A 13,900-nucleotide genomic window follows, 5' to 3' on the forward strand; every position below is an offset into this window, starting at 1 on the left:
GCATCTCCTGGGCGCCGCGCCCCCTTGCCAGGAGCGGGGCCCGCCGCATTGTCCACCGTCTCCGCTGCGGCCTCGGCGAGCCCGAGAGCAGGTGCGGGACGCAGTCGGATGGGAAATGGCTGGTACCCTGTTCCCATGCAGGTCACGATCGATTCCGGAGGGCGGATCCTTCTTCCGAAGAGCCTGCGGGACTCCCTGGGGCTTCTGCCCGGCACGAAGGCGGATATCTCGCTCTACGGCAACGGCGTGCAGGTGACCCCGGGGGGACGCACCGCTCGGCTGGAGGCGGACGAGGACGGGCATCTCGTAGCCAGGTCGCACACCGTCGTCACCGACGATATGGTGCTCGCGCTCATGGACACCGGGCGCCGATGACGGATCGGCCTCGGCTCGCGGTCGACACGAGCGTCGCGGTCCCTCTGCTCGTCGCCTCCCACCAGGCCCATGGGGCCGTGCACTCCTGGGCGAGAGGACGCGAGCTCGGCCTCAGCGGGCACGCGCTGGCGGAGACCTACGCGGTGCTGACCCGGCTGCCCGGCGACGCACGTGTGAGTCCCGCGGATGCGGCTCGCGTCGGCACCGAGATCCTCCGCTGACTCCTCCGACCGACCGAAGAATCCCCGCTCAGTCAGCCGGCCTGGGCGGCCTATGCGGAGCGGTAGTACAGCACCGCGACCTGGGTGCGGTTCCTCAGCCCCAGCTTGGCCAGGATGGAGCTGATGTGGTTGCGCACCGTCCCCACGCTCATGAAGAGCCGGTCCGCCACCTCCGCGTTGTCCAGCCCCTGGGCCACGGCCTCGACCACCTCGTACTCGCGGTCGGTCAGGGGCGAGAAGGCGGCGCTGCGCTGATAGAGGCCCGACGACGGCGCCCCCTGCCGCCCCTCCCGGGCGCCCCGCCCCTGGCGACCGGGCCCCATGGTCGCGCGCTCGAGCACCTCTCCCTCCAGCACGCACACGCCCGCCATGACGGACCGCAGGGCCGGCGCGATCTGGGCGACGTCCTGCTTGACGAGGTAGCCGCGGGACCCCATCCTCAGGGCCCGCACGATGTACTCGTCGTCGGAGAAGGTGGTCAGGAAGACGATGCGCGCCCGCCCGTCGCGCGCAAGGATCCGCTCGGCCGCACTGAGCCCGTCGCCGCCCGGCATCTGGATGTCCATGAGCAGGATGTCGGGGCGCAGCTCCCGGTACCTCTCCACCGCCTCGGGGCCCGATCCGCCCAGGCCCACGACGTCGACGTCCGGCTCCGCCGACAGGATGGTGGCGAGCGACTGGGCGACCAGGGCGTCGTCGTCAACAACAAAGAGCCGCATACTCCGTCCTCCCCGCCTTTCGGGATCATGGCGAAGACCGTGAACCTCGGCCTCGGGGTGACCCGCACCGTCCCGCCCAGCGCCTCGACCCGGTCCGTCATGGAGCGCAGCCCGAGGCCGCCGCCCGACGCCGGGTCGTCCCGTTGCGGGGCGGCTCCGTCATTGTCGATCCTGACCTGCCAGAACGCAGGGTAGTCGGCGACCACCACGCGTGCCGAACCGGCCCGGCCGTGCCGGGCGGCATTGGTGAGCGCCTCGCGCACCACCGCGGCGATGCAGCGCGAGACCGCGGCCGGCGGCTCGGCGTCCAGGGAGCAGTCGATCGACACCCGGCCGATCCCGCAGCGGGAGCCCAGCAGGCCGAGGGCGATGGCAAGCTCCTCGCCCTCGTCGGACAGGGCGTGGACGCTGCGGCGCATGGAGTCGAGAGCCTCGTCCAGCCCCGAGTCGAGCGCCGCCAGGTCGGACACGACGCCGGGCTGGTCGCGGTGGCTGATCCGGAGGGCCTTGACCGCCAGGAGGAGGCGGGTCAGGAGGTGCCCGACGCCGTCGTGGATCTCCCGGGCGATCCTCGTGCGCTCGGCGAGGGCCGCGGCGCGCATCTCATGGTCCTGCGCCTGGAGGAGCCTGGCATTGGACTCCTGCAGGGCGAGGACCTTCTCGCGCAGGTCGTCCCGCACCGCATGGAGGCCCTGGCGCGCCGACTCGTCCTGCCAGGTGCGCAGCGCCAGCAGAGCCGCAAGGGCCCCGACCGCCACGGCGAGGACGAGAGCCGGTTCCTGCGATGCCCGCCGCATGACGGCGAGCAGCAGCGGGGTGCAGCACAGCAGGGAGATACCCCGATTCCGCCCGAGGCCGAGCGCGGCAATGCGCACGAGGTCGTAGACGACCAGCGGCGCGCCCGAAACCGACGCCGTCGTCGAACAGCCCAGGAGGAGATAAGCGCCGGGAATGACGATCAGCGCGCGCCGCCAGTCCGCCACCGCGCACAGCCCGCTCGTGATGACGGCCAGGAGCAGCCATATCACCGCGGCGGGTTCCGCCGCGTCAGCGGTACCAGCAGCCCGCGTCGCCCCGGAGAACAGCGCCAGCAGGCCGCAGGCGCCGAGGACCACACTCTTGTCGGCCAGTACCCTCACACCACGATTATCAGCGACCGATCGGCCGCGCACGTACCCGGCGGGCCGGTATCCGCGCCGCCGCACAGTGCTCATGACAGAAGTCATGGCCCGGTGCCCGGGCCATGACAACAGGCGCTTCTCCGGCCGACCACCGCCACGAGAGCATCACGGCGACGGCCCGCGCGAGCGCCGGGCCTGCAAGAGACCGAGCAAGGAAGCAGGAGCCGATATGGGCGGTGAGACGGTACCCGAGCGCAGCGAGGCTGTACTGGTCGAGTCCCTGGTCAAGCGCTACGGGGAGCTGGTCGCGGTGGACGGCCTGTCGCTGCGGATCGCCCGGGGGGAGGTGCTCGGCCTGCTGGGCCCCAACGGCTCGGGCAAGACGACGACCATCAACTGCCTGCTGCAGCTGCTGACCTACGACCGGGGCGAGATCAGCGTCTTCGGGGAGCGCATGACGGCGACCTCCTACGACCTCAAGCGCCGGATCGGCATCGTGCCGCAGGACGTGGCCGTCTTCGACGAGCTCACCGTGGCCCAGAACGTGGATGCCTTCTGCGCCCTGTACGTGCACGACCGCGCCCGGCGGCGGCGCCTGGTGGAGGAGGCGATCGCCTTCGTCGAGCTGGAGAGGTTCACGGGCTTCAGGCCCGCCAAGCTCTCGGGCGGCCTGCTGCGCCGACTCAATATCGCCTGCGGCATCGTCCACGCCCCGGAGCTCATCATCCTCGACGAGCCCACGGTCGCCGTGGACCCCCAGAGCCGCAACGCGATCCTGGAGGGCATCAGGCGCCTCAACGAGCGGGGCGCCACGATCGTCTACACCAGCCACTACATGGAGGAGGTCGAGCAGCTGTGCCACCGGATCGTCATTATGGACGCCGGACGGCAGGTCGCCTCCGGCACGGCCGATGAGCTCAAGGCCATGATCGGCACCGGTGAGCGCATCCGGGCCGAGATCATCGCCCCCGTACCCCTGGGCGAGCGGGCCCTGGAGCACGTGCGCACCGCCTCCTACCAGGCCCCCGAGCTGGTGGTCGAGTGCTCCCCGGGGGCTCACAACCTCTCCGACGTGCTGGGGGCGCTGACCCGGGCCGGGGTCACCTGCGGGCGGATCACCTCCGAGCCCCCCACGCTCAACGACGTCTTCCTGGAGATCACCGGGCGGGCCCTGCGGGACGAGGCGGCCTGACATGCTCTCCGTCCTCACCTACCAGGTGCTCCGGCTCCTGCGCGACAGGATCCTGCTGGCGTGGGTCGTGGCCTTCCCCGTCATCCTGTCGTGCCTCTTCATGGCCATGTTCTCCAACCTGGACGAGACCTACCAGGCCACCCCCCCCTGAACCTGGGCGTGGTGCAGGACGACGCCTACCGCGCCGCCACCGGCCTGGACGCCACGATCAGGGCCGTCTCCGAGGAGGGCGAGCGCCACCTGCTCAATCCCACCCTCTACGCCACCGCGGACCAGGCCCAGGAGGCCGCCCGGAAGGGGGACACCGTCGGCTACATCGACGTGGAGGACGGCAACCCCGTCCTGCACGTGACCCAGGAGGCCAACACCGGCAGCAAGGGCGACACGGTCCTGGTGCTGCGCGCGGTCCTGGACTCCTACACCCAGACCCGGGCCGAGTACGAGGCCCTGGCCGCGGCCGGGGCGCAGGCCGGGCCACCGGACACCGGCAGCGTCCCCACCCGACGGGCGCAGGTGACCCCGTCGACCGTCAAGCCGCAGACCCGCTACTACTTCTCGCTGCTGGCCTTCGCCTGCGGCATGGGCACCGCCGTGGCCATGACCGCGGTCCAGGGGGTCACGGCCACCTCCTCCCACCTGGGGACGCGCCTGACCCTGGCGGGCCTGCCCCGGTGGAAGGTCCTGGTCGGCACGCTGGCCGCCGCGTGGGTCTGCGTCCTGGGCTGCCTGCTCGTCGCCTTCGCCTTCATACGGCTGGTGGTCGGCGTGGACTTCGGGCCCCACGCGCTGCTGTGCCTGGTGGCCATCGGGGTCTCCAGCCTCCTGTCCTGCGCGGCCGGGGCGATGCTGGGGACCTCCCGCCGGATGAACACGGGCATCGTCTCCGGCATCGCCTCCCTGTTGTCCCTGTTCACCGGCCTGTACGGGTCCGGGGCCCAGAAGCTGGCCGACGCCGTCGAGTACCACGTCCCCCTACTGGCGCAGGCCAACCCGCTGTGGCAGTCCGCCCACAGCTTCTACGGGCTGCTCTACTACGACAGCCTCGCCCCCTTCGCCCGCAGCTGTGCCGTGATGGTGGGCATGACCTGCCTGTTCCTGGGCCTGGCCCTGGTCCGTATGAGGAGGATGAGCCATGAGCACCTTTAGGACGTCACTGCGGATCGTGGCGGCGCACCGGGTCATTATCCTGGTGTACCTGCTGACGCTGTCCATGTTCGGCCTGCTCATGGGGCTGTCCGTCACGGACGCGGCCGACGTGCACGCCACCGTGGCGGTGGTCGACCGTGACGGCTCGGAGGTCTCCCGGGGCGTGACCCGCTACCTGGGGTCTGTCGGTGAGGCCCGGCCCCTGGAGGACTCCCGGCAGGCGATGCAGGACGCCACCGCCCAGAACCGCATCTCCTACATCCTCGTTATCCCCGCCGGTTACGGGCAGGCCCTCCAGGCCTCCGCCCGCCAGGGCGGCGAGCCGCCGGCGCTGGAGACCGTCGTCAACTACGAGTCAGCGGCCGGCTCGTTCATGGACGTGCGCACCACCTCCTACCTGGAGCAGGTGCGCACCTACATGGGGGCCGTCACCGACGACCCCGCCCGGGCCGTCGCCCTGGCCGACGCCGCCATGGAGCACACCGCGGCCGCCGAGCTGATACCCCAGGAGTCCACTCCCCTGCCGCACAGCCTCCTGGTGTACGCCCAGTTCTCCCTCTACCCGCTCACGGCCTTCGCTATTGTGTCCGTCTCCACGCTCATGGCGTCGCTGGGGCGCCGGGCCGTGCGCTCACGGCTGTCCGCCGCACCCGTCAGCGGCTGGGAGCGCGGCCGAGGGCTGCTGGGGTCCTGCTTGGTGGTGGGCCTGGTGGGGTGGGCCTGGATCCTCTGCCTGGGGGTGGCGGTCTTCGGCCGGGGGTACCTGGTCTCCGCGGCCCCGCTGCTGGGGGTGGTCGGGGCCGCGCTGGGCGCCTACACGCTGGTGCCGGTCTCGCTGGGCTTCCTCCTGGGCCAGCTGGGGCTGGGAGAGAACGCGGCGAACGTCATCGCGAACATCGGGGGCCTGGCCCTGTCCTTCCTGGGCGGGGCGTGGATCTCGGCCGATATCATGCCCGCCGCCCTGGTCGCCGTCGCCAGGTTCACCCCCACGTACTGGGCCAACAGGGCGATGACCGGCGCCTCCGAGGTGACCTCCGTCTCCGCCGACACCGTGCTGCCGCTGCTGGCCGACTGCGGGGTGTGCGCCCTGTTCGCCGTGGCCATCTTCAGCGTGGGGCTGGCGGCGGGACGCACCCGGGCGCGCTCGGCGCTGTGAGCGGGGCTGCGGGGCCGGCCAGCGGCAGCCGGCCCAGCAAAGCCCCTTCGCCAGCCGAGATCGGCCCAGTTCCGCACCGAGGCCGATTCGAGGCACTGCCGGGTGCGGCCGTCTCGCGGGAAAGTGAGGCTCTCACGCGCTTTCAGCACCGCACTCCGTTCCACCGCACTCGGACCCCCCGGACCGATCTCGAGCCGGAATGTGATGCCTCAGTGCATCTGAGACACTTCGAGGGTCTTGGACGTGGTGATCCGGCGGGGATGGTCCCGGGACTGAGGGCCACGGGTGCCGGGGCGGTGGCTGCTGCACATTCGCGTGCGCTCCGCGCTGGCAGAAACCCCGGAATCATGCAGAAAAGAAGTTTCAACGGCGGCCACGATCCCGCTCCCATGTGCGCAGACCCCCCTCAGCGCACACGGGAGCCCGACGACCGAACACGACAACCAACGGGAAAGCGCACGATCCTGCGGGAAAACGGCCTCCGCCCCGCAGCGGCGCTCCTCTCCCATGTGCAACACCGGAGAAGACCACCCCTATCCCCCACGCTCACGCCTCGACACGGCCTCTGGGCGGGAACACCAGGGACCCTCTCAAGACCGGACGCCATACGAATCCGGCACGCAGTCCTGATGAGCCCGACCCCATCATCACAGCGCAGTCGGCGAGCCGCAGCACCCGCCATTGCCTGCCGACCTCCAACACCCCACACCCCCGCAACCGACCCACCACGCACAGGGCGCCGCCTCAGACGTAGAGGACAAACACTGCCTCACTGTCTCAGATGCACTGACACACTACAATCTCGAGCCGGAACCGCACCGATCTCGGCGAATCCCGCACGATGGCTGCATCCTGCGCAGGTCGGCCTATGACCTCACGAACCGGAAGAGGCGGGAAACCCCTGACCTGGGGCAGATGACGCGGAGCCGAGAAAGTGTCACACATCATATTGTGTCACCTACGGCATTATGGTCGTTTTGTCCATACAGTGCCTCTGGGCCGCCACTCTCAATGCATCCGGACGGCCCCGGCGAAGCGGAGGAGGCATGATCATGACAGCTCGGGGCAGGACCTTGAAGACTGTTGCCGGCGCAATGGCGGGCGCCGGTCTGGTAGCGGGCGCCTTCAGCGCCTTCTCCCATCTGCGCTACCAGCGCTCGGCACTGGCGACCCTGTCGGAGTACGGCACCCGGACGATGAGGCTGATGAGTCCCCGCATCTCGTTCACCGACCGGATCGCGCGAATGGCGAGCCGCCCAGAGCCCCGTCGGGACATGGCCTTCCCCATCTGGTCGCGGCTCTTCTACGACGTCGAGCGACGCGAGGGCGGCGGCATGCCCGTCTACTACGCCCGCCCGCACTCGCCGTCGGACACCGTGGTCATCTACATCCACGGCGGCGGCTACATCGCCACGGCGTCCCTGGGCCAGGCCCTGCTCGTCGACGACCTCGCCCGCGCCACGGGCGCCGAGCTCGTCGTGCCGCTCTACCCACTGGCGCCGCACCACACGTGGGAGGAGGCGCACCGGCTCGTACTGGACCTGTACCTGCGCACCGTCGCGGAGAATCCCGGCAAGCGGGTCATTCTCATGGGCGACAGCGCGGGCGGGGGCCTGGCTCTGGTCATCGCTCTGTCGCTCGCGGAGCGGGGCGCCAACCAGCCCGATGAGCTGGTCCTGCTGTCCCCCTGGGTGGATGTCACCCACGCGAACCCCGACATCGCGGACTACGTCGACGTCGACCCGCTCATGGCCCCTGAGCCGCTCACGGTCATGGGCAAGACGTGGGCGGGCGACACACCCACGACCGACTGGCACCTGTCCCCCATCAACGGGAACCTGTCAGCGCTGCACCGGGTCACCACCTTCGTGGGCAGCCGGGAGCTCTTCCTCCCGGACAACGCGCTCCTCCACGACAGGCTCGTGAAGGCCGGCGTCACCTCCACGCTGCACGTCGGGGAGAACCTCAACCACGTCTACCCGATGTTCCCCTCCCCCGAGGGACGCCGGGCCCGGCGCGAGATCGCCCGGATCGTCTCCGGCCGGGCCTCTGCCTGAGCCCCTCCCCCTTCGCCGAGATCGGTCGTACTCCGCACCGAGATCGGTTCACCTCCGCGTCGGTCGCGGCTCCGGAGCCGGGCATGAGCATAAAGGCTCAGGCGCTCAGTTCTTTACGGGGACCAGTATCCGGCCCCCAGGCCAGCACCGCGATACCCACGACCCCGAGAAGCGCAAGAAGCGCGCAGGGGACTGTCGTCTCAAGAGCGTAGTCCGCGGCGATATGCGGGGCACGAGCAATCAGCCACATGCCCCACAGGGCACCCCCGCCCCCGGCCCCAGCCGCGAGCGAGAACGCGCTGACCGCGCATCTCAGGGCCCTGCGCAATGGAGCCCGCCTCACCACGACCTGCACGACGGGAAGAAGCAGCCACACCGTGAGCGAGACGGAGCAGAGGAGGATCACGTGCCGCACGGGGCTGTGCACAAGGCCGCGCAGCGGCGAACCGTACCCGAGGACGACGCAGACGAGCCACACCGCCCCGCAGTACAGAACCAAGCGCGTGTCGGACCACTCCCACCGGGTGTGTTCGCGGGACCAGCGCGACACGTCATCGAAGAACCCGTGGACCATGAGACCGCCTCAGTACTCGTGCCAGGTCTGCACCCACCCGGTGCAGCAGTACTGCGTCCCGACGCAGCAATACGCGGCGAGACACGTTCCAAGCGCCCAGCTATTCCAGGAGAGGCCCGAACCGACCCGTCGTAGAAGGCAGTGCGAGAACGATAGCGAGAGAGACAGAATCCTGCTGCGCGCCCCCTGAGCAGGGTGGCACGCACGCCGGGGCAGCACGTGAACCATCTCCTCTATCGTAACAATGCTGCAAGGCAAGTGTAATATGCATCTCACACACGGGCAAGCGGGTCCAGGTCCACGCCGCTCAGGGAGATGCCACGGTCGTGGAAGGCCCGCGGAGCGCGCGAGCCCCTCCCCCGGCTCTGTGCGGGTCCTCGGCACCGCATCAACGGCGAGGCGGTGCCGCTTCCTCGCCCCCGGCAGGGGACGCCATCACCCGGCACCGGCGGCCAGGCGCGCACGCCCCGGTCGACGAGGACTCCGCCCCCTACTCCGTCGAAGACTCCGGGGCCGACGACGGCGCCCCAAGCTTCGTCAGTCAGCCCGATGAGCCGGCCCTGCCGTTCCCCCGGGTGGACATCATCCACGCAAACCCGGATATTGCGGACTACGTCGACGCCAGCCCGCTCACGGCCCCCAAACCGCTCATGGTCATGAGCGAGATATGGGCAGGCAGCACGCCCACGACAGGCTTACGGAGGCCGACATCAACTTTATGCCGCACATCGGGGAGAACCTCAACCACGCACCCGATGGTGCCCTAAACGCGCCACCATGGGCACCTGCGGATCGGGCGTTCTCCGAACAAGAACTGAAACATCGTTGGGGGGCGCCACCACGGTGGTGGCGCCCCCCAACGACAACGCCAAGCACGAGCCACTGTGCTACTTCACCGCGACGAAGACCTTGTCATCAAGAAGACCGGGCTGCACCGCGAGCACACCGTCCTGCGCCGTTGCCGAGGGAATCGACAGCACAGTGTTTCCCGTCACGCTCCCGCCGTTGTAGAGGGTCGTCAGTGTATCAATGGCATCAGGAGCGACAGCCAGAGAATCACTTCTGTCAATGGTGACGCCATCAGGGGACACGTAGTCCACGGAGACAAAAGCAGGAGTTTGACCGTTGGGGTCGTCACCGGTGTAAGTAACGCTGTAGTTGATAAGGACATACTCATGGCCTTCCTCCGGCGCCTCATTGAACTCGTTCGCCGAACGCACCGCATCGTTCGCATCGAAGGTCACGGAGTTGACAACGACCTTCCAGTCCTGACCAGAGATCTCAGTCCCCAGGGGAAGAGGGTTGTCGCGAGTGCCGCTCTTGGACGCAGACGCCCCTTGCGAGGACGAGTCGGCAGCGGCAGAGCCAACGGAGGCTCCCGCCGAGGAGAAAGCATCGTCAACGGCATCTGAGACCACGCCGAGGAACACGATCACACCGACGATGGTGCCAACTACCGCGACAATGACCGCGGTGATAGCCGGCCAGTGGCTCTCGCCCCGCCGGAACAGGCCCACCAGCCCAAGGATGAAGGAAACCGGTAGCAAGATCCAGCCGATGATGAGCGCGCCGGGGATGCACGCGAAGACGAAGCCGATGACCGACATGACCAACGCGATGAGGCCGACGATGTTGCGCGCTTTCTTCTCCGGCATGGGAGCAGGCACGGGTGCTTGAAGGGGGTATGACATTGCGACTCCTGAGGTCGTCTGCGACGGGGTACGGCGGGGGGAAGGCCGCCACCCCTATGGTACTCATAGTCCGCGACTCATGAACCTTTTTCCTCAGGGTTCTCCCATGCCCACAACCGCCGCCCGCGAGTAGACTCAGCGGCAAGATTTCGGCCACCAGGTCAAGACACTGCGCAGGCGCCAGGGCCTGAGCCAGGAGCAGTCGGCCCACCTGGCGGAGTTGGACCGCTCCTACATGGGCGGCGTCGAGCTGGGCGAGCGCAATGTCAGCCTCGACAACATCCACCGCGTCGCACACGCTCTGCACGTTCCGCCCGCTGGCCTGTTCCCCACGTCTGCACCAAGACGAAGAGCGGTTGAAGTCGCCCACCAAGCCGGCCCCGCGTCCTTCGCCAAGGTCGGTTCGCTTCCGCACCAAAATCGCCATCGACCGCTGCGGGCCGTCACCACGCCCGTCCCCTGCTGGACCACTCCGGCGTCGGCGCAGCCGCAGGCCGAGTGCCCGTCAACAGGCGCACGCGCCCACAATCGCCCCTGCCAACCTGACGAGGACGAGCGCGACCGCTCGCGCGCAGGGGAAGCAGGCGCAGAGGCGCCGCGCGCCGGATCGTGTCATCCCCCGGGCGGGCCCCCTCAGGCCGCTCACGGAGCCTCAGGACCCCTCGACGGCCGCCGGGGTCTTCGGCCGCGCCTGCTGGAGGTCCTCGACGAGCAGTCCCGGGACGACTCGCACCCCGAGCGGCACCAGCGCCATGAGGGTCTGGGTGATGAAGGACCGCGTCTCGGCGTCGAGGCTCGCGAAGGCGCGGGCGCGCACCGGTATGCTGTGACGCCAGTCGGCCCGCAGCTCGCGAGTCGTCGCCACGTCCCCGAGGTCGATCACCGAGTAGAGGGTGTCGATGAAGCGCCCGCGCTCCTCGGCCGTGAGGCCGCCGAGCCAGGCGCTGATGGTGCGGTTGAGGTAGCGGGCATCCGGCGCCAGGCCGTCGAGGGACACCAGGTCGCAGTCCTCCACCACCCAGGAGAACGGGTCGTGCTGCCAGATCATGGCGCGGCTGCTGCGCACCACCCGGTAGCTCTCCTGCTGCTCCAGCAGCATCCCGACCACCGAGGACTGGGGGATCGTCTTGTCGACCCTGGGCTCCACCCTGCGGTAGTCCTCGGTGGCGAGGAAGTCCGCGAGGAACCCGGGCCCGTCGTGGGAGTAGATCCGCCCCACGCGGTCGCCCACGCCCCCCGGGGCCGTCGCCGCCGCGTAGACGGCGAGGTTGCCGCCCTTGGAGTGCCCGCCGACGAGCAGGTCGCCGTCGACCCGTGCGGCGACGGCGCCGAGGTAGCGCGCAGCCTCGGTCTGGGAGGGCACGGGGCATCGGTAGGCGAGGTTGAAGTCCTCCTTCCAGCCCACGAGGGAGGCGTCCGTGCCCCGGAAGGCGACGTAGGACAGGTCCTCGGCGAGCCGGAGCGTCATGGCCGCGAACTGCTTCTCGGCCCGGGGGTCGGTGACGTCCACATAGCCCATGACCCGCACGTCCCGGAAACGGGGGCTGGCGGCCATGGCGGCGAGCAGGTCCAGGCCAGCCTTCTCGCTCCACATGCCGGCGTAGTAGGCGTCGAAGTGCTCGGCGCGGTACAGGTCCGCCAGGCGCACCCCCTCCCAGCCGCGGGCCGGAGCAAGGTCCGGGTCGTCGGCCGGGAGGCGCGTGTAGGCCGCCCAGGACAGGACGAGGCTGTCAACGGCGCAGAACCCGCGCTCGTCGAAGCGCTCCAGCCGGCGCCGGGCGTAGTCGAGCATGTTCCTCATGCGACTCATGTGCTCCTCCTCCGCTCAGGTCCCGGGCCCCTCGCGCCGCCGTCGGCCCGGGCCGACGGCGGCCGTCCCGGCCGCTCACCCCGCTACTCCCACTCGATGGTGCCCGGGGGCTTGGATGTGCAGTCCAGGACCACCCGGTTGACCTCGGGCACGGAGTTGGTGATGCGCGTGGAGATGCGGGCGAGGACGTCGTAGGGCAGGCGCGTCCAGTCCGCCGTCATGGCGTCCTCGCTGCTGACCGGCCGCAGCACGACCGGGTGGCCGTAGGTGCGTCCGTCCCCCTGGACGCCCACGCTCCGCACCCCGGCCAGCAGCACCACCGGGCACTGCCAGATCTCGCCGTCGAGCCCGGCGCCGGCGAGCTCCTCGCGCGCGATCGCGTCGGCCGCCCGCAGGACGCGCAGGTTCTCGGCCGTCACCTCCCCAATGACCCGGATGCCCAGGCCCGGCCCGGGGAAGGGCTGACGGGCCACGATCTTCTCGGGCACCCCCAGCTCGCGTCCGATAGCGCGCACCTCGTCCTTGAACAGGGTGCGCAACGGCTCGATGAGAGAGAAGTCCAGGTCCTCCGGCAGCCCGCCCACATTGTGGTGGCTCTTGATATTGGCGGCGCCCTCGCCGCCGCCGGACTCGACGACGTCGGGGTACAGAGTGCCCTGGACCAGGAAGCGGATCTGGCCGCCAGCCTCCCCCACCTCCTCGACGACGCGCCGCTGGACGGCCTCGAAGGAACGGATGAACTCCCGGCCGATGATCTTGCGCTTGGCCTCCGGATCGGTCACGCCCGCCAGCGCCGCAAGGAAGCGTTCGGACTCGTCGACGGTGATGACGCGGATGCCCATGCCCTCGGCGTAGTCGTGCTCGACCTGGGCCCGCTCGCCCGCGCGCAGCAGCCCGTGGTCCACGAAGATGCAGGTCAGCCGGTCACCGACGGCCCGGTGGACCAGGGCCGCGGCCACGGAGGAGTCCACGCCCCCGCTCAGGCCGCAGATGACGTGGGCGTCCCCCACCCGCTCGCGGATGGCGGCCACCTGCTCGTCGATAATGCTGCCCGCCGTCCAGGTGGCCGGGATGCCGGCGCCCACCTGCAGGAAGTTCTCCAGGGAGCGCTGGCCCTGCTCGGTGTGGAGGACCTCGGGGTGCCACTGCAGGCCGAACAGGCGACGCGAGCGGTCCTCAAAGGCAGCCACCGGCGTCTCGGCCGTCGAGGCGGTGACGGCGAAGCCCGGCGGGGCGGCCTGGACGGCGTCACCGTGGCTCATCCACACGATCTGCTCGGCCGGGGCGTTCGCGAACAGGCAGGAGTCGGGGCTGGCCTCGGCCCGGGTGCGCCCGTACTCCCGGGTGCCGGTGCGCCCCACGGCCCCACCCAGGGCTCGGGCCATGACCTGGAAGCCGTAGCAGATGCCCAGCACCGGCACGCCCGCCTCGAACAGGGCCGGATCGATGCCGGGCGCGCCCTCGGCGTAGACCGACGACGGCCCCCCGGACAGGATGATCGCGGACGGCCTTCTGGCGAGCATGTCCGCCACGGGCATGGTGTGCGGCACGATCTCGGAGTAGACGGAGGCCTCGCGCACGCGGCGGGCGATGAGCTGGGCGTACTGGGCGCCGAAATCGACGACGAGGACCGGGCCGGCGGGTCCGTCCTCGCGCGCCTCGGGGTCGGCGGCGCTGGGGGGGATGGTCACGCGCCCAGCATAATGTGCGGCGCACCGGCCCCCGGGACGCCAGCACCCGCGATACCCGAGCGAGGAAGCGAGGCAGAACGTCAGCGCCACCCTTCCCCCGCCCTCTGCCCCCGTCGGAGAGGAGAGAAAGAGACGTCCACGCCCCGA

12 protein-coding genes and 2 pseudogenes are annotated in these 13,900 nt (G+C 70.0%); 8 read left to right on the forward strand and 6 right to left on the reverse strand.

The window, feature by feature from the left end:
- Nucleotides 1-135: 135 nt before the first annotated feature.
- The gene (locus O145_RS04865) at nt 136-375 is read left to right on the forward strand and encodes an AbrB/MazE/SpoVT family DNA-binding domain-containing protein (RefSeq protein WP_043560442.1); all 240 of its coding nucleotides are present in this window, start codon (nt 136-138) and stop codon (nt 373-375) included.
- A complete protein-coding gene (locus tag O145_RS04870) occupies nt 372-596 on the forward strand; it encodes a PIN domain-containing protein (RefSeq protein WP_229118362.1) in 225 nt (74 codons plus the stop codon). Before O145_RS04865 ends, O145_RS04870 begins: the two co-directional genes overlap by 4 nt.
- A gap of 50 nt (nt 597-646) precedes the next feature.
- On the opposite strand, the gene O145_RS04875 is transcribed toward O145_RS04870, so the two are convergent.
- Nucleotides 647-1,315: a response regulator transcription factor gene (locus tag O145_RS04875; RefSeq protein ID WP_043560445.1), complete on the reverse strand. Its 669-nt coding sequence runs from the start codon at nt 1,313-1,315 to the stop codon at nt 647-649.
- 89 nt (nt 1,316-1,404) lie between these two features.
- Nucleotides 1,405-2,541: pseudogene (locus O145_RS19725) on the reverse strand (sensor histidine kinase); the annotation flags it as partial.
- A gap of 124 nt (nt 2,542-2,665) precedes the next feature.
- On the opposite strand from O145_RS19725, the gene O145_RS04885 reads away from it, so the two are divergent.
- The 5 genes from O145_RS04885 (at nt 2,666) to O145_RS04900 (ending at nt 7,987) form a co-directional block, all read left to right on the forward strand.
- A complete protein-coding gene (locus O145_RS04885; RefSeq protein WP_043560448.1) occupies nt 2,666-3,628 on the forward strand; it encodes an ABC transporter ATP-binding protein in 963 nt (320 codons plus the stop codon).
- A 1-nt stretch (nt 3,629) separates the two neighbouring features.
- Nucleotides 3,630-3,779, forward strand: coding sequence for a hypothetical protein (locus O145_RS18950; RefSeq protein WP_229118363.1), 150 nt, complete (start codon nt 3,630-3,632; stop codon nt 3,777-3,779).
- Nucleotides 3,780-3,787: 8 nt separating this feature from the next.
- Complete coding sequence (locus tag O145_RS04890; RefSeq protein WP_229118364.1) at nt 3,788-4,774, forward strand: ABC transporter permease; 987 nt, start codon at nt 3,788-3,790, stop codon at nt 4,772-4,774.
- Entirely contained in the window at nt 4,761-5,930 is a 1,170-nt protein-coding gene (locus O145_RS04895; RefSeq protein ID WP_084682372.1) for an ABC transporter permease, read from the forward strand. The genes O145_RS04890 and O145_RS04895 overlap by 14 nt, the downstream gene beginning before the upstream one ends.
- 1,046 nt (nt 5,931-6,976) lie before the next feature.
- The gene (locus tag O145_RS04900; protein WP_229118365.1) at nt 6,977-7,987 is read left to right on the forward strand and encodes an alpha/beta hydrolase; all 1,011 of its coding nucleotides are present in this window, start codon (nt 6,977-6,979) and stop codon (nt 7,985-7,987) included.
- A gap of 97 nt (nt 7,988-8,084) precedes the next feature.
- Here the strand turns inward: O145_RS04900 and O145_RS04905 are convergent, their stop codons facing one another.
- Both O145_RS04905 and O145_RS04910 read right to left on the reverse strand, forming a co-directional pair.
- Nucleotides 8,085-8,561 carry a hypothetical protein gene (locus tag O145_RS04905; protein WP_052374698.1) on the reverse strand — a complete coding sequence of 159 codons (477 nt, stop codon included), beginning with the start codon at nt 8,559-8,561 and terminating at the stop codon, nt 8,085-8,087.
- An 887-nt stretch (nt 8,562-9,448) separates the two neighbouring features.
- Nucleotides 9,449-10,252, reverse strand: coding sequence for a DUF4352 domain-containing protein (locus O145_RS04910; RefSeq protein WP_229118366.1), 804 nt, complete (start codon nt 10,250-10,252; stop codon nt 9,449-9,451).
- Nucleotides 10,253-10,409: 157 nt separating this feature from the next.
- Between O145_RS04910 and O145_RS19540 the strand changes: the two are divergent.
- Nucleotides 10,410-10,562 (forward strand): annotated as a pseudogene (locus O145_RS19540) (helix-turn-helix domain-containing protein); the annotation flags it as partial.
- Between the two features lie 342 nt (nt 10,563-10,904).
- Here the strand turns inward: O145_RS19540 and O145_RS04915 are convergent.
- Together O145_RS04915 and guaA are read right to left on the reverse strand one after the other, a co-directional pair.
- Complete coding sequence (locus tag O145_RS04915) at nt 10,905-12,062, reverse strand: DUF2974 domain-containing protein (RefSeq protein ID WP_052374700.1); 1,158 nt, start codon at nt 12,060-12,062, stop codon at nt 10,905-10,907.
- Nucleotides 12,063-12,145: 83 nt separating this feature from the next.
- Nucleotides 12,146-13,753 carry a glutamine-hydrolyzing GMP synthase gene (gene guaA, locus O145_RS04920; RefSeq protein WP_043560451.1) on the reverse strand — a complete coding sequence of 536 codons (1,608 nt, stop codon included), beginning with the start codon at nt 13,751-13,753 and terminating at the stop codon, nt 12,146-12,148.
- Between the last annotated feature and the right edge of the window lie 147 nt (nt 13,754-13,900).

It is taken from the genome of Actinomyces israelii DSM 43320, from assembly GCF_000711965.1.
GTDB classification, from domain to species: Bacteria; Actinomycetota; Actinomycetes; order Actinomycetales; family Actinomycetaceae; genus Actinomyces; species Actinomyces israelii.